We start from the raw sequence: 19,971 nt of genomic DNA, 5'->3' as shown, positions 1-19,971 counted from the left end.
CCCCCGCCCCCCCCCCCCCGGGCCCCGCCCCCCCCCCCCCCCCCCCCCCCCCCCCCCCGCTCCTACACAAACCACATCAGGGCTGCACCGCCACTGTCAGTCAGCTGTGACCAGCTTGGCCTGCCCCAAGTTCGCCAGGCGGATACTGTCTTGTGCCTGCTGGATCTCGCCCTGGCTGCCGATCGGCCCCAGGCGCACGCGGTGCAGGGTCTGCTGGTTACGCACGATCGAGCTGATGAACACCGGCGCGCTGACCATGGTGCTGAGCTTGGAGCGCAGCAGTTCGGCGGCGTCCGGGTTGGCGAAGGCGCCCACCTGCAGGAAGCTGCCGCCGTTGCCGCCAGGCACGTTGTTGCCACCGACCTGCACCGGCACCACCGGCGCCGCATGCTGCTGTGGCGGCGGGGTCCATTGCTCGACGCGCCCGGTACTGGCCGGGATCGCCTGGGTCTGAGCCACCTGCGGCTCTTTCAGCACCATCGGCGGCGTCTGCCCGCGCTGGGCCCACCATTGCTGCGGGTCGATGCCCTCGACACGCACATGCGCAGTACCGATCTCGGCATAGCCGAGCTTTTTCGCTGCAGCATAGGACAAGTCGATGATGCGGTCGGAATAGAACGGGCCACGGTCGTTGACCCGCAGGACGACGCTACGGCCGTTGGCCAGGTTGGTCACCTTGACGTAGGCCGGCAGCGGCAGGGTCTTGTGTGCGGCGCTCATGCCGTACAGGTCGTACAGCTCGCCGTTGGCGGTGTTCTGCCCGTGGAACTTGGTGCCGTACCACGATGCCGTGCCCTCGGCGCGGTAGTTGCGCGAGTCCTGCATCGGGTAGTAGGTCTTGCCCAGCACCGTGTACGGGTTGGCCTTGTAGTTGCCGGTGTGCACGGTCGGCGTGGCGTCGGGGATTTTGTTCACATCCACGTCCCACCACGGTGCGCCGTCCTTGTGCGCCCGGTTGATGTCCAGGCCCGGCTGGCTGCGCACCGCGTTGCCACTGCTTTGCTGCTGGGTCGGGCGGCTGGAAGAGCAACTGGTCAGCACCACACCAACGGCGAGGCAGGTCAGCAGCTTGAAGGAATTGGCAGAGATGATTGCGCGCATTACTTGACGCCCCGTACTTGAACCAGCTGTTCCGCGAGCTGATGCACCGCCATGGCATACATCACGCTGCGGTTGTAACGCGTGATCGCGTAAAAGTTCTTCAGGCCCATCCAGTATTCGGGGCCATTGTCACCCTCGAGACGGAAAGCGGTAACCGGCAGATCATCGCGCAGCGAATCATGAACCGACCAGCCCAGGCTACGCAACTCCCCGACCGTCTTGACCGGTTCGATACCGGTGGTCAGGCCCTGTTCGGCGCGCTCGCCCTGGACCCAGGCGCGGCTGACCACGCCCTGGCCGGCAACCCAGCCGTGGCGCTTGAAGTAGCTAGCCACGCTGCCGATGGCATCGTCCGGGTTGTTCCAGATATTGATGTGGCCGTCACCGTCAAAGTCCACCGCGTAGTTGCGGAAGCTGCTTGGCATGAATTGCGGCAGGCCCATGGCGCCCGCGTAGGAGCCCTTGAGCGTCAGCGGGTCGAGCTGCTCGTCACGCGCCAACAGCAGGTACTCGCGCAGCTCCTTGCGGAAGAATTCGGCCCGCGGCGGGTAGTCGAAGCCCAGCGTCGACAGGGCATCGATCACCCGGTAGTTGCCGGTATTGCGGCCGAAGAAGGTTTCCACGCCGATGATCGCGACAATGTACTGCGCCGGCACGCCGTATTCCTGTTCGGCACGCGCCAGTACGGCCTCATGCTGGCGCCAGAAGTCCACACCACGGGCAATGCGCGCATCGGTAATGAACATCGGCCGGTAGTCCTTCCACGGTTTTACCCGTTCGGCCGGCCGCGAAATGGCATCGAGGATCGACTGCTTGCGCTGCACCTCGCGGAACACACCCATCAGCTGTTCAGGGGCAAAACCGTAGTCGCGGCTCATCTCGCCAACGAACTCAGCCACCTTCGGCGAGCCGTCATAATCGCCGGCATGGGCCAGCTGTACAGCGCCGAACAGGCCCACCGCGCCGATCCACGGCGCACAACGGGCAGCCCAGTTACGCACTGCTTGCATGAAATTGTTCACCTTATTCAAACCTGCGCGATCCATTTGCGGTGCGTATGGATCGACATTAAAACGCCAAACGCTGACAACAGCGTCACCAACGATGTTCCGCCATAGCTGATAAAAGGCAGCGGCACGCCCACCACGGGCAGCAGGCCGCTGACCATGCCGATATTGACGAACACGTACACAAAGAAGGTCATGGTCAGGCTGCCCGCGAGCAGCTTGCCAAACAGGGTCTGCGCCTGCGCGGTGATCATCAGGCCACGGCCGATCAGCAGCAGGTAGACGATCAGCAGCAGGCAGATACCCACCAGGCCAAACTCCTCGCCAAGCACGGCGATGATGAAGTCGGTGTGGCTTTCCGGGAGGAAGTCCAGGTGCGACTGGGTGCCGAGCAGCCAGCCCTTGCCGAATACCCCGCCCGAGCCAATGGCCGCCTTGGACTGGATGATGTTCCAGCCGGTGCCCAATGGGTCGCTTTCCGGATCGAGGAAGGTCAGTACCCGCTGTTTCTGGTAGTCGTGCATGACAAAGAACCACATCGCCACCGCCACCGGCACTGCCGCCGCCAGCACGCTGAGAATCCAGCGCCAGCGCAGGCCACCCATGAACAGCACGAAGGCGCCAGAGGCCAGGATCAGCAGCGCTGTCCCCAGGTCCGGCTGACGCACGATAAGAATGAACGGCACGCCGATCAACACCAGGCTTATTGCCACGTGTTTCAGGTGCGGCGGCAAGGTGCGCTTGGACAGGTACCAGGCGATGGTCGCCGGCATGATGATCTTCATGAACTCCGAGGGCTGGAAGCGGATCACCCCGGGGATGTTGATCCAGCGCGTGGCGCCCATGGCGTTGTGGCCCATCACGTCCACCACCACCAGCAACATCACCCCTACCAGGTACGCCAGTGGCACCCAACGGGCCATGAAGCGCGGTTCCAGCTGGGCGATGACGAACATCGACACCAGGCCGATGCCGAACGAGGTGGCCTGCTTGAGCAGCAGGTCCCAGTTCTTGCCACTGGCCGAATAGAGCACGAACAAGCTGCCGGCCGCGAGGGTCAGCAGGATGACCAGCAAGGGGCCATCAATATGGATGCGCTGCAGGAAGCTGGCGCGCCGACGCATCACATCCTCACTGGAGAGCATGCGATCGAAATTGTTCATCACAGGGCCGATTCCTGGGTAACGGTGGCAGGCGCGAACTCGGGCTTGAGCCGGCCATTTTCGTCGAGCAGCCAGGCGTCCATGATCTGGCGCACCACCGGCGCGGCCACACCCGAACCGGACTCACCGTTCTCGACCATTACCGAAACCACGATCTTCGGGGCTTCAGCCGGGGCAAAGGCGACGAACAGCGCATGGTCGCGGTGGCGCTCCTGGAGTTTGTTGCGGTCGTACTTCTCGCCCTGCTTGATCGCCACCACCTGGGCGGTACCGCTCTTGCCGGCAATGCGGTACTGGGCACCGGCTGCGGCCTTGCGCGCCGTACCGCGGGCGCCGTGCATCACCTGCTCCATGCCATGGGTAACCTTGGCCCAGTCGGACTTGTCACGCAGCACGATGTCTTCCATCGGGTTGTCGTCTACCGGCTGCTGGCCTTCGATGGTCTTTGCCAGGTGCGGGCGGTTCCACACACCCTTGTTGGCGATCAGTGCCGTGGCCTGGGCCAGTTGCAGCGGCGTGGCCTGCATGTAGCCCTGGCCGATGCCGAGGATCAGAGTTTCGCCTGGGAACCAGGCCTGACGACGCGTGGCGCGCTTCCATTCACGCGAAGGCATCAGCCCGGCAGACTCTTCGAACATGTCGAGCGATACACGTTGGCCAATACCGAATTTGTTCATGTAGCTGGACAGCCGATCAATGCCCATCTTGTGCGCAAGGTCGTAGAAATAGGTGTCGTTGGAACGCATGATCGCGGTGTCCAGGTCGACCCATCCATCCCCGGAGCGGTTCCAGTTACGGTATTTGTGGTCGTAGTTGGGCAACTGGTAGTAGCCCGGGTCGAACACCCGGCTACTGGCATTGACCACGCCACTGTCGAGGCCGGCGATGGCCACCGCAGGCTTGATGGTCGAACCTGGCGGGTACAGGCCACGCAGCACACGGTTGAACAGCGGCCGGTCGATCGAGTCGCGCAGCTCGGCATAGGCCTTGAAGCTGATGCCGGTGACAAACAGGTTGGGGTCGAAACTGGGCTGGCTGACCATGGCCAGGACTTCGCCTGTTCGCGGGTCCAGCGCCACAATCGCACCACGGCGGCCACCCAGGGCGGCTTCGGCGGCTTCCTGCAGCTTGATGTCCAGGCTCAGCACAATGTCCTTGCCCGGCTTGGGGTCGGTGCGCTTGAGCACCCGCAGCACCCGGCCCCGGGCGTTGGTTTCGACTTCCTCGTAACCCACCTGGCCGTGCAGGGCATCTTCATAGAAGCGCTCGATGCCGGTCTTGCCGATATGGTGGGTGCCGCTGTAGTTCACCGGGTCGAGGGTTTTCAGCTCTTTCTCGTTGATCCGCCCCACATACCCCACGGAATGCGCAAAGTGCGCACCCTGCGGGTAATGCCGCACCAGCTGCGCCACCACCTCGACGCCCGGCAGGCGGAACTGGTTCACCGCCACCCGGGCAATCTGCTCTTCGTTGAGTTCGAACAGGATCGGCACCGGCTCGAACGGCCGGCGCCCCTGGCGCATGCGTTTTTCGAACAACGCCCGGTCATCATCCGTCAGTTCCAGCACTTCGACGATGGTATCCAGCACTTCCTGCCAGTTACCCGCACGCTCGCGGGTCATCGACAGGCTGAAGCTGGGCCGGTTGTCGGCAACGATCACGCCGTTGCGGTCGAAGATCAGCCCGCGGGTCGGCGGGATCGGCTGCACATGCACCCGGTTGTTCTCCGACAGCGTCGAGTGGTAGTCGTACTGGATGATCTGCAGGTAGTACAGCCGCGCGATCAGCACGCAAATAAGCAACATGATCGCCACTGCGCCGACCACGACGCGGTTACGCACCAGGCGGGCGTCTTTCTCGTGGTCCTTGAGACGGATCGGCTGCGACATCGGACTGCTTACAGGCTCATTTGTGGTAAGGGTGCCCGGACAACACGGTCCAGGCGCGGTAGATCTGCTCGCCGATGAGTATCCTTACCAACGGGTGCGGCAGGGTCAGCGGCGACAGCGACCAGCGTTGCTCGGCGCGCGCGCAAACCTCAGGCGCCAGGCCTTCCGGGCCTCCCACCATCAAATTGACCGTACGCGCATCCAGCCGCCAGCGGTCCAGCTCGGTCGCCAGCTGCTCGGTACTCCAAGGCTTGCCATGGACCTCGAGGGTGACGATGCGTTCCCCGGGCTGCACCTTGCTCAGCATGGCTTCGCCCTCCTGACGGATCAGGCGGGCGATATCGGCATTCTTGCCACGGGTGTTCAGCGGGATTTCCACCAGCTCCAGCGACAGCTCGGCGGGCAGGCGCTTGGCATATTCATGCCAGCCTTCCTCGACCCACTTCGGCATGCGCGAGCCGACCGCAATAAGGCGCAGACGCACAGCGCTGTCCTTATTCGCGGTCTTTGAGCTTGTCGGAGTACTCGTGGGCATGGTCCGGGCTGTGGTGCTTGCCATCGGCAGCACGGCTTTGCTCGGCACCCTGCCACAGACGCTCCAGGTCGTAGAACTGGCGAGCGGCGGCAGTCATCATGTGCACGATGACGTCGTTCAGGTCCAGCAGTACCCAGTCGCTGTCACCCTTGCCTTCTTCGCCCAGTGGCTGTGCGCCCTTGGCCTTGACCGCTTCGCGAACCTTTTCGGCCATCGCGTTGATCTGGCGGTTGGAGGTACCGGTGGCAATGATCATGTAGTCGGTCAGGCTGTGCTTTTCACGCACGTCGATGACCTGGATATCCTGGGCCTTGACGTCTTCCAGCGCGGCCTTGGTCACTGCGACCAGTTCTTCGCCGTAAATTTTCTGCTTGGTCATATAAAACTCGTTCAACTCGTTGGATGAGGCGCCAGAGGCACCGTCAGTTGGGCGCACGATACAGTTCGTGCGCCTCGATATAGGCCAGTACGGCGTCCGGCACCAGGAACCTCACCGATTTGCCGCTGGCCAGCAGCTGTCGGATCTGTGTAGCCGACACCGCAAGCGGTGTCTGCCAGACGAACGAAATATTTCCCGCCGGGCCGGACATGGCGGTGGGATCGCTCTCGGAGCGCGCAGCCAGCAGGTTGCGCAGCTCGTCAGGGGGTTCTACGTCGGCATCCGGGCGTTGCAGCACCAGGATGTGACAGTGTTGCAGCAATTCTTCCCAGCGGTGCCAGCTGGGCAAGCCACAGAAGGCGTCCCAGCCCAGCAGCAGGAACAGCTGGTCGTTGCCGGCCAGTTCGGCGCGGATCGATTCCAGTGTGTCGATGGTGTACGAGGGCTTGTCACGCTCAAGCTCGCGGGCATCGACACTCAGGCACGCCACGCCCTGCACCGCTTCGCGGACCATGGCCAAGCGGTCTTGCGCGGCCACCTGCGGGGTGTCGCGGTGTGGCGGCCGGGCATTGGGCAGCAGGCGCAACTCGTCCAACCCCATGAACTCGGCCACTTCCAGCGCGCTGCGCAGGTGGCCGATGTGCACGGGGTCGAAGGTGCCGCCTAGAATGCCGATGCGCCGGACTGCCTGGGCCTTGCTCAACTCAGCAGGACCCCTGGCCGCGCAGCTGGCCGTCGCCGATCACCACGTATTTTTCGCAGGTCAGGCCTTCCAGGCCGACCGGGCCCCGGGCATGCAGCTTGTCGGTGGAAATGCCGATTTCCGCACCCAGGCCGTACTCGAAGCCGTCGGCAAAGCAGGTCGGGGTGTTGAGCATGACCGACGCCGAATCGACTTCAGCCATGAACTGGCGGGCTTCGCCCTGGTGTTCGCTGATGATCGAGTCGGTGTGGTGCGAGCCATAGTGGTTGATGTGCTCGATGGCCTGGTCCAGGCCGTCGACGACGCGGATCGACAGGATGGCGTCGAGGTATTCGGTGTGCCAGTCATCTTCTGTGGCCGGTTTGGCGTCGATGATCGCCCGGGTACGCTCGCAGCCACGCAGCTCCACGCCCTTGTCGTGGAAGCGGCGGGCCATCTCCGGCAGGAAGCGCTCGGCCACCTGCTGGTCGACCAGCAGCGTTTCCATGGCGCCGCAGATGCCGTAGCGGTAGGTCTTGGCGTTGAAAGCCACGTTCCAGGCCTTGTCCAGGTCGGCATGCTGGCTGACATAGACATGGCAGATACCGTCCAGGTGCTTGATCACCGGCACGCGGGCATCGCGGCTGATGCGCTCGATCAGGCCGCGGCCGCCGCGCGGCACGATCACGTCGACGAATTCCGGCATGCTGATCAGCGCGCCCACGGCTTCGCGGTCAGTGGTCTCGACCACCTGCACCACGGCTGCCGGCAGGCCGGCCTCGGCCAGGCCACGCTGGATGCAGGTGGCAATGGCACGATTGGAATGGATGGCCTCGGAGCCGCCCCGCAGGATGGTCGCGTTACCCGACTTCAGGCACAGGCTGGCGGCATCGATGGTCACGTTCGGGCGAGATTCGTAGATGATCCCGATCACCCCCAGCGGCGTGCGCATCTTGCCGACCTGGATGCCCGACGGGCGGTAGCTCATGTCGCGGATGGCGCCGACCGGGTCCGGCAGGCTGGCCACCTGGCGCAAGCCGGTGATCATGCCGTCGATACGCGCCGGGGTCAGGGCCAGGCGGTCTAGCAGCGCTGGCTCCAGGCCGTTGGCACGGCCGGCGGCCAGGTCCAGTTCGTTGGCGGCAGTCAGCTCGGCACGTGCGCCATCCAGTGCCTCGGCGGCGGCTTGCAGGGCGCGGTTCTTCTGCGCAGTACTGGCACGGCCAATCACCCGGGAAGCCTCACGGGCAGCGCGACCCAGGCGGGTCATGTAGTCAAGAACGGACTCAGTCATGGGTTCGGTGTCTTGGCGAAAGGGGAAATCGGCTGATTATAACTGCCGCGCAGGTATACGCCCAGCGGCGGGAGGCGGATGGTAGAAAATGGCGGGGGCAATGTGCAGGAAAGATGTAACCGGGGTTATCGAAAATTCTTTCTCCTGTTGCGACCCTTTCGCGGGTAAACCCGCTCCCACAGGGGCTGCACATGGCCTGAGTCCTGTGCTGTACCTGTGGGAGCGGGTTTACCCGCGAAGAGGCCGGCCCTGCCAACATCACTCCCGATTCAGCCTCGATTAAGCCATTCATTGCTATCATCCCCGCCTCCCCAGCCGCGAACCGCCCGCATGCCTGCCCTGCCCGACAGCTTTTTCGACCGCGACGCCCAGACCCTGGCCAAGGCCCTGCTGGGCAAGGTCATCCGCCATCGCCACGGCGACCTGTGGCTGGCCGCGCGCATCATCGAGACCGAGGCCTACTACCTCACCGACAAAGGCAGCCATGCCTCGCTCGGTTACACCGAAAAGCGCAAGGCCCTGTTCCTCGACGGCGGGCACATCTACATGTACTACGCCCGCGGCGGCGACTCGCTGAACTTCAGCGCCCACGGGCCGGGCAACGCGGTGCTGATCAAGTCTGCCTATCCTTGGCAGGACGCCCTTTCGGGCCCCAACAGCCTGGCACAGATGCAACTGAACAACCCCGACGCCAGCGGCCAGTTGCGCCCGGCCGAACGCCTGTGTGCCGGGCAAACGCTACTGTGCCGCGCCCTGGGCCTGAAGGTGCCGCACTGGGACGCCCAGCGTTTCGACGCCCAGCGCCTGTATGTGGATGATTGCGGCAACCGCGTGCCAAGGGTGATCCAGGCCGCCCGCCTGGGCATCCCGCACGGGCGCGACGAACACCTGCCCTACCGCTTCGTCGACGCCGAGTACGCGCGCTTCTGCACACGCAACCCTTTACGTCGCGGCCAGGTCGAAGGCCGTGACTTCTCCATTCTCGAACAAGGAAGCTGAACATGGGCCAATGGCTCGACAGCCTGACCGCTTGGCTCGGCGCCAACCCGCAGTGGCTTGGCCTGGCGATTTTCCTCATAGCCTGCATCGAGTGCCTGGCCATCGCCGGCATCATCGTGCCCGGCACCGTGCTGCTGTTCGCCGTGGCGGTGCTGGCCGGCAGCGGCGCCTTTACACTGGGCGAAACCTTGCTGCTGGGCTTTCTCGGCGGCATCCTGGGCGACGCCTTGTCGTACACGGTGGGCAAGTACTTCCACCAGAACATCCGCCGCCTGCCGTTGCTGCGCCACCACCCGGAATGGATCGGCAGCGCCGAAACCTACTTCCAGCGCTACGGCATCGCCAGCCTGCTGGTAGGCCGCTTCATCGGCCCTCTGCGGCCCATGCTGCCAATGGTCGCCGGCATGTTCGACATGCCACTGCCGCGCTTTATCGCCGTCAGCCTGGTGGCCGGCGCCGGCTGGTCAGTGGCCTACCTGCTGCCTGGCTGGGCCACGGGCGCGGCCATGCGCCTGCCGTTGCCGGAAGGCTTCTGGCTGGATGCCGGGATCATTGCCGGCACCCTGGCGGTGCTGATCGGCCTGAGCCTGAACAGCAGCCTGCGCGACCAGCGCCACGGCACCCGGCTGGTGGCCGGCCTGTGCTTCATCGCCCTTGCAGCACTGTTCCTCGGCTGGCCGTACCTGAACGAATTCGACCAAGGCGTGATGACACTGGTGCAGGAGCACCGCAGTCAGGCCATAGATGGCATCGTGGTGCTGGTGACCCGACTGGGCGACTTCCGCACCCAGTTTTTCCTTGGTGGCCTGCTGACCGGGCTGTTATTGCTGGCCCGACAATGGCGCCATGCGCTGTTCGCCGCGGGCGCGCTGATGGGCACGGCGATTGCCAACGGTTCCCTGAAATGGCTGTTTGCCCGGGCCCGGCCAGAGGTGCTGAGCGACCCCTTGACCAGTTACAGCATGCCCAGCGGGCACAGTTCTGCGTCGTTTGCGTTCTTTCTGGTGCTGGCGGTGCTGGCCGGGCGCGGGCAGCCGCCGCGCATGCGCCTGACCTGGGTGCTGCTGGGCTGTATTCCGGCGCTGGCGATCGCCCTGTCACGGGTATACCTGGGGGCGCACTGGCCGACCGACATCCTCGCCGGGGCCATGCTGGCGTGCTGTGTGTGTGCGCTTAGCCTGACACTGGTGCAACACAAGCAGACGCTGCCGGCCTTGCCGCAGCGGGTGTGGTGGCTGGTGTTGCCGGCGTGTATTGCGCTGCTGGCGTTCTTTGCCATGCATGCGTTGCCGCAGGCCTTGTTGCGTTATCAGTATTGATTTTGCCTGTACCGGCCTATTCGCGGGTGAACCCGCTCCTACAGGTATGTCACAAGATTCAAGACCTGTGCTGCACCTGTGGGAGCGGGTTTACCCGCGAAGAGGCCCGCACAGGCAATGCAAACGGATCAGGCAAACAACTCCCCCTGAATCCGCTCCAGCAGCTTCTGTATCTCCCCCAGCCGCTGCTGCGGCGAGTCAAGGGTCAACAGGTCCAGCTTGTCCTCTTCCATGAACGGCAGCAGGTACGCCAACTGGTTGGCCAACGCCTGCCGCCCGTCCACCGGGCGTGGCATGTCCAAGGCTTCGACCATCGGGTGCTCGCCCAAGGCCACCAGCAGTGCCAGCAAATCGTCATCCGCCTCCTGCAGCGGGCTGTCCGCGTGTTCCGGCAGCCATTGCACCTGGCCCACCAGCAACTGGTCCTTCTGCACCTCGGTGCTATCCAGGTTGAAGCGCCGCACACCTTCAACGCGAATACCCAGCAGGCCGTTATCCTGCTGCACAAAGTCGCGGATCACCGCTTCACAGCCGATTGACGCGACCACCGGCGGCGCCTTGCCGACCTGCTCACCTTCCAGGATGCACACCACACCAAACCCTTCGCCCTGCTTCATGCAGCGCCCGATCATGTCCAGGTAGCGCGCCTCGAAAATCTGCAAGTCGAGAAAGCAGCCGGGAAACAGCACGGTGTTGAGCGGAAACAGCGGTAGTGTCATCACAAGTCCTCAAGCTACCAGGCTGACCGCCAGCGGCAGGAACACCGCCGTGGCCACGCCCATCAGGCTCATCGCAAGGGCGGCAAAGGCGCCGCATTCGTCACTTTCCTGCAGGGCTACCGAAGTGCCCACCGCATGCGCCGTCACCCCCAACGACATACCGCGCGCTTCGGGGCTGTGTACGCCAAAGCGGCTCAGCAGCGCCGGGCCGAAGATGGCGCCAATCACCCCGGTAATCAGCACGAACACCGCTGCCAGGGCCGCCACGCCGCCAATCTGCTCGGCCACCAGCATGGCAATCGGCGAAGTGACCGACTTCGGCGCCATGGTCATCAGGATCATGTGTTCGGCGCCGAACCACCAGCCCAGCAGCAGGCAGCACAGCGTGGCGAACAGGCCTCCGACTACCAGCGTAGTAAAGATGGGCCAGAACAGCTGCCGGATACGCCGCAGGTTGAGGTACAGCGGCACGGCCAGGGCCACCGTGGCGGGGCCCAGCAGGGTGTTCATGATTTCGGTGCTCTTGCGGTATTCGCTGTAGTCGATGCCGCACACCAGCAGCACGCCGATCACCAGCAACATCGACACCAGCACGGGCTGCAGGAAGATCCAGCGGGTTTTCTCAAAGGCGGCCAGCACCACCTGGTAGGCCGCCAGCGTGATGCCGATGCCAAATAGCGGGTGGTGAACCACTGCATCGAGTGCGCCTTGCCAGTCGAACATCATGGCTGCTCCTCGCGCTTGCCTTGGCGGTGCATGAGTTTTTGCATCAACACGCCGACGAACACCAGCGTCACCAGGCAGGAAATCAGCAAGGCGCCGGCAATCGCCCAGAAGTCGGCAGCGATGTCCTTGGCGTACACCATCACCCCCACAGCCGGCGGCACCAGCAGCAGCGGCAGGTAGCGCAGCAGGCTGCTGGCAGCTTCGTTCAACGGTTTGCCGACCTCACCACGGGCCATGAGGAAGAACAACAGCAGCAACAGGCCGATGATCGGCCCCGGCAAAAACGGCACAAACAGGTGATTGATCGCCGTCCCCAGCAGCTGGAACAGCACCAGCCAGGTCAAACCACGCAACAGCATAAGCATCTCCCTCGGGCATGGCCGCCATTATAAGCACGCGCAGCTATAGACCGATATTCGCCGAAAAACGGGCAACTTGACTGAAACGGTTCGCCGTGCTGATCTTGCACTTTCGTACCAACTGACAACCCGGAGAGTCCGCGATGCCCCATGTACCGGTTACAGCGCTTTCGCAATACGTTGGTAAGGAACTGGGCCGCTCGGCCTGGCTGAAGATCGACCAGCAGCGTATCAACCTGTTCGCCGAGGCTACCGGCGACTTCCAGTTCATCCATGTCGACCCGGAAAAAGCGGCAAAAACCCCGTTTGGCGGCACCATCGCCCATGGCTTTCTGACCTTGTCGCTGATCCCTGTGTTGATGGAGGACATCCTGGTACTGCCGCAAGGGCTGAAGATGGTGGTGAACTACGGGCTGGACAGTGTGCGCTTCATCCAGCCGGTCAAGGTCGACAGCCAGGTGCGCTTGAAGGTGGACCTGGCCGAAGTGACGGAGAAAAAGCCGGGGCAGTGGCTGCTCAAGGCAATTGCCACGCTGGAGATTGAAGGTGAAGATAAGCCTGCTTATATAGCCGAGTCGCTTTCGCTCTGCTTTGTCTGATTCACCACGCCCCCCCCTGTGGGAGCGGCCTTGCGTCGCGATTGGGCTGCAAAGCAGCCCCAGCAACTTCTGAGTCGATGCTGAAATCCCGGGGCCGCTTTGCGGCCCAATCGCGACACAAGGCCGCTCCCACAGGGTCCGCGCCTGCCCTTCTCTACAAACCCCACGCACTCGCGTAAACTGCCAGCCTTCGCGCAGCCTAGGGCTGCCCTCTGTCGATTTACCAAAGGTGCCCGCCATGCCCTGGCTGCAAGTACGCCTGGCCATCAGCCCGGAACAAGCCGAAACCTACGAAGACGCCCTGCTTGAAGTGGGCGCCGTCTCGGTCACGTTCATGGACGCCGAAGATCAACCGATCTTCGAACCCGACCTGAACACCACCCCGCTGTGGTCGCACACCCACCTGCTGGCCCTGTTCGAGGCCGATGCCGACCCTGAGCAGGTGTTCGCCCACCTGCGCCTGCTGACTGGCGCCGAGCTGCCCGAGCACCAGGCCGAAGTGATTGAGGACCAGGACTGGGAACGCAGCTGGATGGACAACTTCCAGCCGATGCGCTTCGGCCGTCGCCTGTGGATCGTGCCGAGCTGGCACGATGCCCCTGAAAAAGACGCGGTCAACCTGCTGCTCGACCCGGGCCTGGCTTTCGGTACCGGCACCCACCCCACCACCGCCCTGTGCCTGGAATGGCTCGACGGCCAACAGCTCGACGGCACCCAGGTGCTGGACTTCGGCTGCGGCTCGGGCATCCTGGCCATCGCCGCGCTGCTGCTCGGCGCCCGTGAAGCGGTCGGTACCGACATCGACGTGCAAGCCATCGAGGCTTCGCGCGACAACGCCCAGCGCAACGGCATTGCCGACGAGAAGCTGGCGCTGTTCCTGCCCGAGCACATGCCGGCGATGCAGGCCGACGTGCTGGTTGCCAATATCCTTGCCGGCCCGCTGGTGTCGCTGGCGCCGCAACTGTCCGGGCTGGTCCGCCCAGGTGGCCTGTTGGCGCTGTCGGGCATCCTCGCCGAACAGGGCGAAGAAGTGGCCGCCGCCTACGCTGCCGACTTTGAGCTGGACCCGATCGTCGTGCGCGACGGCTGGGTGCGTATCAGTGGTCGGCGCCGCTAAGCGGGCCTAGAATACTTCTCTGCACAGCTCCCGGATCGCCGCATGACCGACAGTTTCGTCACCCAGTGCCCGCATTGCCAGACCAGCTTTCGCGTCACTCACCACCAGTTGAGCGTGGCTCGCGGCGTGGTGCGCTGTGGCCACTGCCTGCAGGTGTTCAACGCTGCCAAGCAGCTGCTGGAGCAGAACCGCAGCGCCAGCGCCCCTGCAGCGCTGCCAGCAGCCCCTGCGGCACCTGCCGAACCAGCGGTGGAAGCGGCGATCCCTCCTGAACCGGCCCTCAGTGCACGCAGCAGCACCCCTGACGAGGATTGGGCGCTCACCGCCCAGGCGCTTGATGCACTGGACCTCGACAAGGAACTGGAGCGCCTTGAGCGCCGCGGCCAGCCTGCCTCGGCGCACCCGGCCAAGCAGGATGACGGCTTGCAGGCGCGGCGCGACGAACCGCAAGCAGACGAACATGTCGACGACCTGTTCGGCACGGCCACCGACGAGCCCTTCGAGCTGCAGCAGCCAGCGGAACCCGCGCCTGTGCTGCTGGAGCCGGAGCCCCTGGAGCAGGACCTGCAGCCCGGCCCCGGCGAGCGCACCGAACCGACCCTGGGCGGCAACCTGGAGCTGGACATCGACGACGAACCGCCCGTGCACCGCACGGCCGAAATCGATGAGCCCGAGGTATTCAGCGAACCCCTGCGCGCCAGCGATGACGAATTGCCGGAAAAGGGCCTGAGCGCCCGCGACGATGAGCCGCTGCCGCTGCATCTGTCGGCGCGCGACGACGACCCGGTCGAGGCAGTGCCTGGCGAGCGCCTGGAGCCAGGCCTGACCAGCAGCCTTACCAGCAAACCGTCGCGCAAGGAGCCGCTGGTCGATGTGGTCGACGACCCACTGCAACTGGGCTGGGAAAAACCCGCACCCAACTGGGGCAAACGCCTGCTGTGGGGCGTGCTGACCCTGCTGGCCGCTGGCCTGCTGGCGTTCCAGTACGTGTGGTTCCACTTCGACGAAATGGCCCGCCAGGACCAGTATCGGCCGATCTTCCAACAGATCTGCCCGCTCGTCGGCTGCCAGGTGCCCACCCGCGTCGACATTGCCCGGATCAAGAGCAGCAACCTGGTGGTGCGCAGCCACCCGGACTTCAAGGGCGCGCTGATCGTTGATGCAATCATCTACAACCGCGCACCGTTCGCCCAGCCATTCCCGCTACTGGAGCTGCGCTTCGCCGACCTCAATGGCCAGCTGATTGCCAGCCGCCGGTTCAAGCCCAGCGAGTACTTGTCGGGTGAACTGGCCGGGCGTGGCGAAATGCCCAGCCAGACACCGATCCACATCGCCCTGGACATCCTCGACCCAGGGCCGAAGGCGGTGAACTACAGCCTGAGCTTCCGTTCGCCGGAATAAAAGGGCAGGCCCTCCTCCCCCTGTGGGAGCGGCCTTGTGCCGCGAATGGGCTGCAAAGCAGCCCCCAGCCCTCACTCGCACCAAAAGTCATAAGCCGACAACTGTTCAGATTTTATCCAAATCCATCTTTATCCGGTCACCGAGAGCGGGTATCATGCCAACCCTTTTTCGAACTCCAAGATTCGGCCCCACAACAGGGATCACCTATGTCGGCGGTACGCATCGGCCCATACACACTACGCAACAACCTGATCCTCGCGCCCATGGCCGGGGTCACGGACCAGCCTTTCCGTACACTTTGCCAGCGCCTGGGCGCCGGCATGGTGGTGTCGGAAATGGTCAGCAGCGACATGAGCCTGTGGAACAGCCGCAAGTCGAGCCTGCGCCGCATCCATGAAGGTGATCCCGAGCCACGCTCGGTACAGATCGCCGGGGGTGATGCGCAGATGATGGCAGCGGCGGCACAGGCCAACGTCGAGGCAGGCGCCCAGATCATCGATATCAACATGGGCTGCCCGGCAAAAAAAGTCTGCAACAAAGCTGCAGGCTCTGCTTTATTGAGAGATGAAGCCCTGGTTCACGAGATCCTCCACGCCGTGGTCGGCGCCGTGGATGTTCCGGTAACCCTGAAGATCCGCACGGGTTGGGACCGGGCGAACAAGAACGGCCTGAACGTGGCGAAAATCGCCGAGCAGGCCGGCATCCAGGCGCTGGCGGTGCATGGCCGCACACGCGCTGACCTGTACACAGGCGACGCCGAATACGACACCATCGCTGCCATCAAGCAGGCGGTGTCGATCCCGGTTTTTGCCAACGGCGATATCACTTCGCCAGAAAAGGCCCGGGCGGTGCTGGACGCCACCGGGGTCGATGGCCTGCTGATTGGCCGGGCTGCCCAAGGGCGGCCATGGATCTTTCGCGAGGTCGAGCATTACCTGCGCACCGGTGAATACCTGCCGGCGCCGCAGCTGGACGAAGTGGAACGCATCCTGCTGGAGCACTTGGCCGCGTTGCATGCCTTTTATGGCGATGTGATGGGCGTACGTATCGCCCGCAAGCACGTTGGCTGGTACCTGGCAACACGACCCGGCGGCAAGGAGTTTCGCTCCCGGTTCAACGCTTTGGAAGACACACAAGCGCAGTGCGCCAACGTTCGTGCGTTTTTCAGCGAGCGTCGACAGAGCCTTGAGACAGAGGACGGACAAGGGGTGGCCGCATGACGATGATGACCGAGAATTTTGTGAGTGGAACAACGCCCGTGAGCGACAACGCCAACCTGAAACAGCACCTGAACACGCCGAGCGAAGAGGGCCAGACCCTTCGCGACAGCGTCGAGAAGGCGCTGCACAACTACTTCGCCCACCTCGAAGGCGCGACCGTCACGGACGTGTACAACCTGGTGCTCTCCGAAGTCGAGGCGCCCCTGCTCGAAAGCGTGATGAACTACGTGAAGGGCAACCAGACCAAGGCCAGCGAGATGCTCGGGCTGAACCGAGGCACCCTGCGCAAGAAGCTCAAGCAGTACGACTTGCTGTAAGCCAGAATCCCAACCAGAAAAGGCGGCTCCCTGAACAGAGGCGCCTTTTTTGCTGACTCCACCGCGTTATTGGAACCCGAAATGACCGACCAGACTACCCGCCTGCCAGTCCGCCGCGCCCTGATCAGCGTCTCCGACAAGACCGGTATCCTCGAATTCGCCCGTGAGCTGCAACAGCTCGGTGTCGAGATCCTGTCCACTGGCGGCACCTACAAGCTGCTCAAGGACAACGGCGTGAACGCGGTGGAAGTGGCCGACTACACCGGCTTCGCCGAAATGATGGATGGCCGGGTCAAAACCCTGCACCCGAAGATTCACGGCGGCATCCTCGGCCGTCGCGGTACCGACGACGCCATCATGAACGAGCACGGCATCAAGCCGATCGACCTGGTTGCGGTCAACCTGTACCCGTTCGAAGCCACCATTTCCAAGCCTGGCTGTGACCTGCCAACCGCCATCGAGAACATCGACATCGGCGGCCCGACCATGGTCCGCTCGGCTGCCAAGAACCATAAGGACGTGGCCATCGTGGTCAACGCCAGCGACTACGCCGGCATCGTCGAAGGCCTCAAGGCCGGTGGCCTGACCTACGCCCAGCGCTTCGACCTGATGCTCAAGGCGTTCGAGCACACTGCCGCCTACGACGGCATGATCGCCAACTACATGGGCACCATCGACCAGGCCAAGGACACCCTGAGCACTGAAGAACGCAGCGAGTTCCCGCGCACCTTCAACAGCCAGTTCGTCAAGGCCCAAGAAATGCGCTACGGCGAGAACCCGCACCAGAGCGCGGCGTTCTACGTAGAAGCCAAAAAAGGCGAAGCCAGCATTTCCACTGCCGTGCAGCTGCAGGGCAAGGAACTGTCGTTCAACAACGTGGCCGACACCGACGCCGCGCTGGAGTGCGTGAAGAGCTTCGTCAAGCCGGCCTGCGTCATCGTCAAGCACGCCAACCCATGCGGCGTGGCTGTGGTGCCTGAAGAAGAAGGCGGTATCCGCAAGGCCTACGACCTGGCCTACGCGACCGACACCGAGTCGGCATTCGGCGGCATCATCGCCTTCAACCGCGAACTGGACGGCGAAACCGCCAAGGCCATCGTCGAGCGCCAGTTCGTCGAAGTGATCATCGCCCCGAAAATTTCCCAGGCTGCCCGCGACGTGGTCGCTGCCAAGCAGAATGTTCGCCTGCTGGAATGCGGCGAATGGCCAGCCGAGCGCGCTGCCGGTTGGGACTTCAAGCGTGTCAACGGCGGCCTGCTGGTACAAAGCCGTGATATCGGCATGATCACCGCCGATGACCTGAAGATCGTCACCAAGCGTGCGCCGACCGAGCAAGAAATCCACGACTTGGTATTTGCCTGGAAAGTGGCCAAGTTCGTCAAGTCCAACGCCATCGTCTACGCCAAGCAGCGCCAGACCATCGGTGTGGGCGCCGGCCAGATGAGCCGCGTCAACTCCGCCCGCATTGCTGCAATCAAGGCCGAGCATGCTGGCCTGCAGGTACAGGGCGCGGTAATGGCTTCGGACGCGTTCTTCCCGTTCCGTGACGGCATCGACAATGCCGCTAAAGTGGGTATCAGCGCCGTGATCCAGCCGGGTGGTTCGATGCGTGATGCCGAGGTGATTGCTGCTGCCGACGAGGCAGGTATCGCGATGGTCTTCACTGGCATGCGCCACTTCCGCCACTAATTCAGCTGGCCGAGCATACCTCGGCCCCTGTGTAGGAGCGGGTTTACCCGCGAATACGATGGTGGATTCACCGCCGCATTCGCGGGTAAACCCGCTCCTACACAGGGGCCGAGGTTCGCCGCCATATAGAGGTTTTGACATGAAAGTTTTGATCATCGGCAGCGGCGGCCGTGAGCACGCCCTGGCCTGGAAAGTCGCCCAGGACCCACGCGTCGAGAAAGTCTTCGTTGCCCCGGGCAACGCCGGCACCGCCATTGAAGCCAAGTGCGAGAACGTCGCCATCGACGTCTGCGCCCTGGAGCAACTGGCCGACTTCGCCGAAAAAAACGTCGACCTGACCATCGTCGGCCCGGAAGCCCCGCTGGTCATCGGCGTGGTCGACCTGTTCCGCAGTCGCGGCCTGGACTGCTTCGGCCCAACCAAGGGCGCGGCCCAACTGGAAGGTTCCAAGGCGTTCACCAAGGACTTCCTGGCGCGTCACAAGATCCCGACCGCCGACTACCAGAACTTCACCGAGATCGAGCCAGCACTGGCCTACCTGCAGGAAAAAGGCGCGCCGATCGTGATCAAGGCCGACGGCCTGGCCGCGGGCAAGGGCGTGATCGTCGCCATGACCCTCGAAGAAGCCGAAGCCGCCGTGCGTGACATGCTGGCCGGCAACGCCTTCGGTGAAGCCGGTTCGCGCGTGGTGATCGAAGAGTTCCTCGATGGCGAAGAAGCCAGCTTCATCGTCATGGTCGACGGCCACAACGTGCTGCCGATGGCCACCAGCCAGGACCACAAGCGCGTCGGCGACCAGGACACTGGCCCGAACACCGGCGGCATGGGTGCCTACTCCCCTGCCCCGGTGGTGACTGCCGACGTGCACCAGCGCGTGATGGACCAGGTGATCTGGCCGACCGTGCGCGGCATGGCCGAGGAAGGCAACGTCTACACCGGTTTCCTCTATGCTGGCCTGATGATCGACAAGGCGGGCAACCCCAAGGTCATCGAGTTCAACTGCCGCTTCGGCGACCCGGAAACCCAACCCGTCATGCTGCGCCTGGAATCGAGCCTGGTGCTGCTGATCGAAGCTGCCTTCGCCAAGGCACTGGACAAGGTCGAGGCCCAGTGGGACCCGCGCCCGAGCCTGGGCGTGGTACTGGCCGCCGGCGGTTACCCGGGCGACTACGCCAAGGGCGACGTGATCAACGGCCTGGACGCTGCAGCCAAGATTGAAGGCAAGGTGTTCCATGCCGGTACTTCGCTCAAGGATGGCAAAGTGGTCAGCAACGGCGGCCGCGTACTGTGCGCCACCGCCATGGGCAGCACCGTTGCCGACGCACAGCAGCAGGCTTATCGCCTGGCCAAGGAAGTAAACTGGAACGGTAGCTTCTACCGTACTGACATCGGCTACCGGGCCATCGCCCGTGAGCGCGGTGAGCACCAGCAGTAACCACTACCGGAGCGCCGCGGT

The 19,971-nt window shown here is 63.8% G+C and carries 20 protein-coding genes; 9 read left to right on the top strand and 11 right to left on the bottom strand.

The features are described 5' to 3' along the window. Positions 1-96 precede the first annotated feature (96 nt). From IAE39_RS12095 to IAE39_RS12060, 8 genes are read right to left on the bottom strand one after another with little or no spacing between them, the layout of a single operon-like run. Positions 97-1,101 (bottom strand): septal ring lytic transglycosylase RlpA family protein, encoded by a 1,005-nt coding sequence (locus IAE39_RS12095; protein ID WP_201202601.1) that lies wholly within the window; start codon positions 1,099-1,101, stop codon positions 97-99. Continuing rightward, positions 1,101-2,111: a lytic murein transglycosylase B gene (mltB, locus tag IAE39_RS12090; RefSeq protein WP_201202599.1), complete on the bottom strand. Its 1,011-nt coding sequence runs from the start codon at positions 2,109-2,111 to the stop codon at positions 1,101-1,103. The genes IAE39_RS12095 and mltB overlap by 1 nt, the downstream gene beginning before the upstream one ends. A gap of 17 nt (positions 2,112-2,128) precedes the next feature. Beyond that, positions 2,129-3,232 (bottom strand): rod shape-determining protein RodA, encoded by a 1,104-nt coding sequence (gene rodA, locus IAE39_RS12085; protein ID WP_201202603.1) that lies wholly within the window; start codon positions 3,230-3,232, stop codon positions 2,129-2,131. Positions 3,233-3,270: 38 nt separating this feature from the next. After that, positions 3,271-5,160 (bottom strand): penicillin-binding protein 2, encoded by a 1,890-nt coding sequence (mrdA, locus tag IAE39_RS12080; protein WP_201202597.1) that lies wholly within the window; start codon positions 5,158-5,160, stop codon positions 3,271-3,273. Positions 5,161-5,176: 16 nt separating this feature from the next. Then, entirely contained in the window at positions 5,177-5,644 is a 468-nt protein-coding gene (rlmH, locus tag IAE39_RS12075; RefSeq protein WP_201202594.1) for a 23S rRNA (pseudouridine(1915)-N(3))-methyltransferase RlmH, read from the bottom strand. Positions 5,645-5,654: 10 nt separating this feature from the next. Beyond that, a complete protein-coding gene (rsfS, locus tag IAE39_RS12070) occupies positions 5,655-6,074 on the bottom strand; it encodes a ribosome silencing factor (RefSeq protein WP_009685825.1) in 420 nt (139 codons plus the stop codon). 43 nt (positions 6,075-6,117) lie between these two features. After that, positions 6,118-6,777, bottom strand: coding sequence for a nicotinate-nucleotide adenylyltransferase (nadD, locus tag IAE39_RS12065; RefSeq protein ID WP_201202592.1), 660 nt, complete (start codon positions 6,775-6,777; stop codon positions 6,118-6,120). Position 6,778: 1 nt separating this feature from the next. Continuing rightward, complete coding sequence (locus IAE39_RS12060) at positions 6,779-8,050, bottom strand: glutamate-5-semialdehyde dehydrogenase (protein WP_201202590.1); 1,272 nt, start codon at positions 8,048-8,050, stop codon at positions 6,779-6,781. A gap of 330 nt (positions 8,051-8,380) precedes the next feature. On the opposite strand from IAE39_RS12060, the gene IAE39_RS12055 reads away from it, so the two are divergent. Next, entirely contained in the window at positions 8,381-9,049 is a 669-nt protein-coding gene (locus tag IAE39_RS12055) for a DNA-3-methyladenine glycosylase (RefSeq protein ID WP_201202588.1), read from the top strand. A 2-nt stretch (positions 9,050-9,051) separates the two neighbouring features. Further along, positions 9,052-10,368 (top strand): bifunctional DedA family/phosphatase PAP2 family protein, encoded by a 1,317-nt coding sequence (locus tag IAE39_RS12050; protein ID WP_201202586.1) that lies wholly within the window; start codon positions 9,052-9,054, stop codon positions 10,366-10,368. Positions 10,369-10,496: 128 nt separating this feature from the next. On the opposite strand, the gene IAE39_RS12045 is transcribed toward IAE39_RS12050, so the two are convergent. The 3 genes from IAE39_RS12045 to IAE39_RS12035 are packed head-to-tail and all read right to left on the bottom strand — an operon-like array spanning position 10,497 to position 12,172. Then, the gene (locus IAE39_RS12045; RefSeq protein ID WP_201202584.1) at positions 10,497-11,087 is read right to left on the bottom strand and encodes an LON peptidase substrate-binding domain-containing protein; all 591 of its coding nucleotides are present in this window, start codon (positions 11,085-11,087) and stop codon (positions 10,497-10,499) included. A 9-nt stretch (positions 11,088-11,096) separates the two neighbouring features. Then, positions 11,097-11,813 (bottom strand): LrgB family protein, encoded by a 717-nt coding sequence (locus IAE39_RS12040; protein ID WP_201202575.1) that lies wholly within the window; start codon positions 11,811-11,813, stop codon positions 11,097-11,099. Beyond that, positions 11,810-12,172, bottom strand: a complete 363-nt coding sequence (locus tag IAE39_RS12035) for a CidA/LrgA family protein (protein WP_201202573.1) — start codon at positions 12,170-12,172, stop codon at positions 11,810-11,812. Before IAE39_RS12035 ends, IAE39_RS12040 begins: the two co-directional genes overlap by 4 nt. Positions 12,173-12,315: 143 nt before the next feature. On the opposite strand from IAE39_RS12035, the gene IAE39_RS12030 reads away from it, so the two are divergent. The 7 genes from IAE39_RS12030 (at position 12,316) to purD (ending at position 19,950) form a co-directional block, all read left to right on the top strand. After that, the gene (locus tag IAE39_RS12030) at positions 12,316-12,771 is read left to right on the top strand and encodes a MaoC family dehydratase (RefSeq protein ID WP_201202571.1); all 456 of its coding nucleotides are present in this window, start codon (positions 12,316-12,318) and stop codon (positions 12,769-12,771) included. Between the two features lie 238 nt (positions 12,772-13,009). Beyond that, positions 13,010-13,888: a 50S ribosomal protein L11 methyltransferase gene (gene prmA / locus IAE39_RS12025; RefSeq protein ID WP_201202569.1), complete on the top strand. Its 879-nt coding sequence runs from the start codon at positions 13,010-13,012 to the stop codon at positions 13,886-13,888. 42 nt (positions 13,889-13,930) lie between these two features. Continuing rightward, a complete protein-coding gene (locus tag IAE39_RS12020; RefSeq protein ID WP_201202567.1) occupies positions 13,931-15,289 on the top strand; it encodes a DUF3426 domain-containing protein in 1,359 nt (452 codons plus the stop codon). A gap of 206 nt (positions 15,290-15,495) precedes the next feature. Continuing rightward, a complete protein-coding gene (gene dusB / locus IAE39_RS12015; RefSeq protein WP_201202565.1) occupies positions 15,496-16,509 on the top strand; it encodes a tRNA dihydrouridine synthase DusB in 1,014 nt (337 codons plus the stop codon). Then, entirely contained in the window at positions 16,506-16,826 is a 321-nt protein-coding gene (fis, locus tag IAE39_RS12010) for a DNA-binding transcriptional regulator Fis (RefSeq protein ID WP_003249693.1), read from the top strand. The genes dusB and fis overlap by 4 nt, the downstream gene beginning before the upstream one ends. An 81-nt stretch (positions 16,827-16,907) precedes the next feature. Then, complete coding sequence (gene purH / locus IAE39_RS12005) at positions 16,908-18,515, top strand: bifunctional phosphoribosylaminoimidazolecarboxamide formyltransferase/IMP cyclohydrolase (RefSeq protein WP_201202563.1); 1,608 nt, start codon at positions 16,908-16,910, stop codon at positions 18,513-18,515. A 139-nt stretch (positions 18,516-18,654) separates the two neighbouring features. Further along, complete coding sequence (gene purD, locus IAE39_RS12000) at positions 18,655-19,950, top strand: phosphoribosylamine--glycine ligase (protein ID WP_201202561.1); 1,296 nt, start codon at positions 18,655-18,657, stop codon at positions 19,948-19,950. The last annotated feature ends 21 nt before the right edge of the window (positions 19,951-19,971 follow it).

Source organism: Pseudomonas sp. S37 (assembly GCF_016658545.1).
GTDB lineage: Bacteria > Pseudomonadota > Gammaproteobacteria > Pseudomonadales > Pseudomonadaceae > Aquipseudomonas.
The sequence above is the reverse complement of the archived record's forward strand: the minus strand, read 5'-3'. Positions and strand labels throughout refer to the sequence as shown.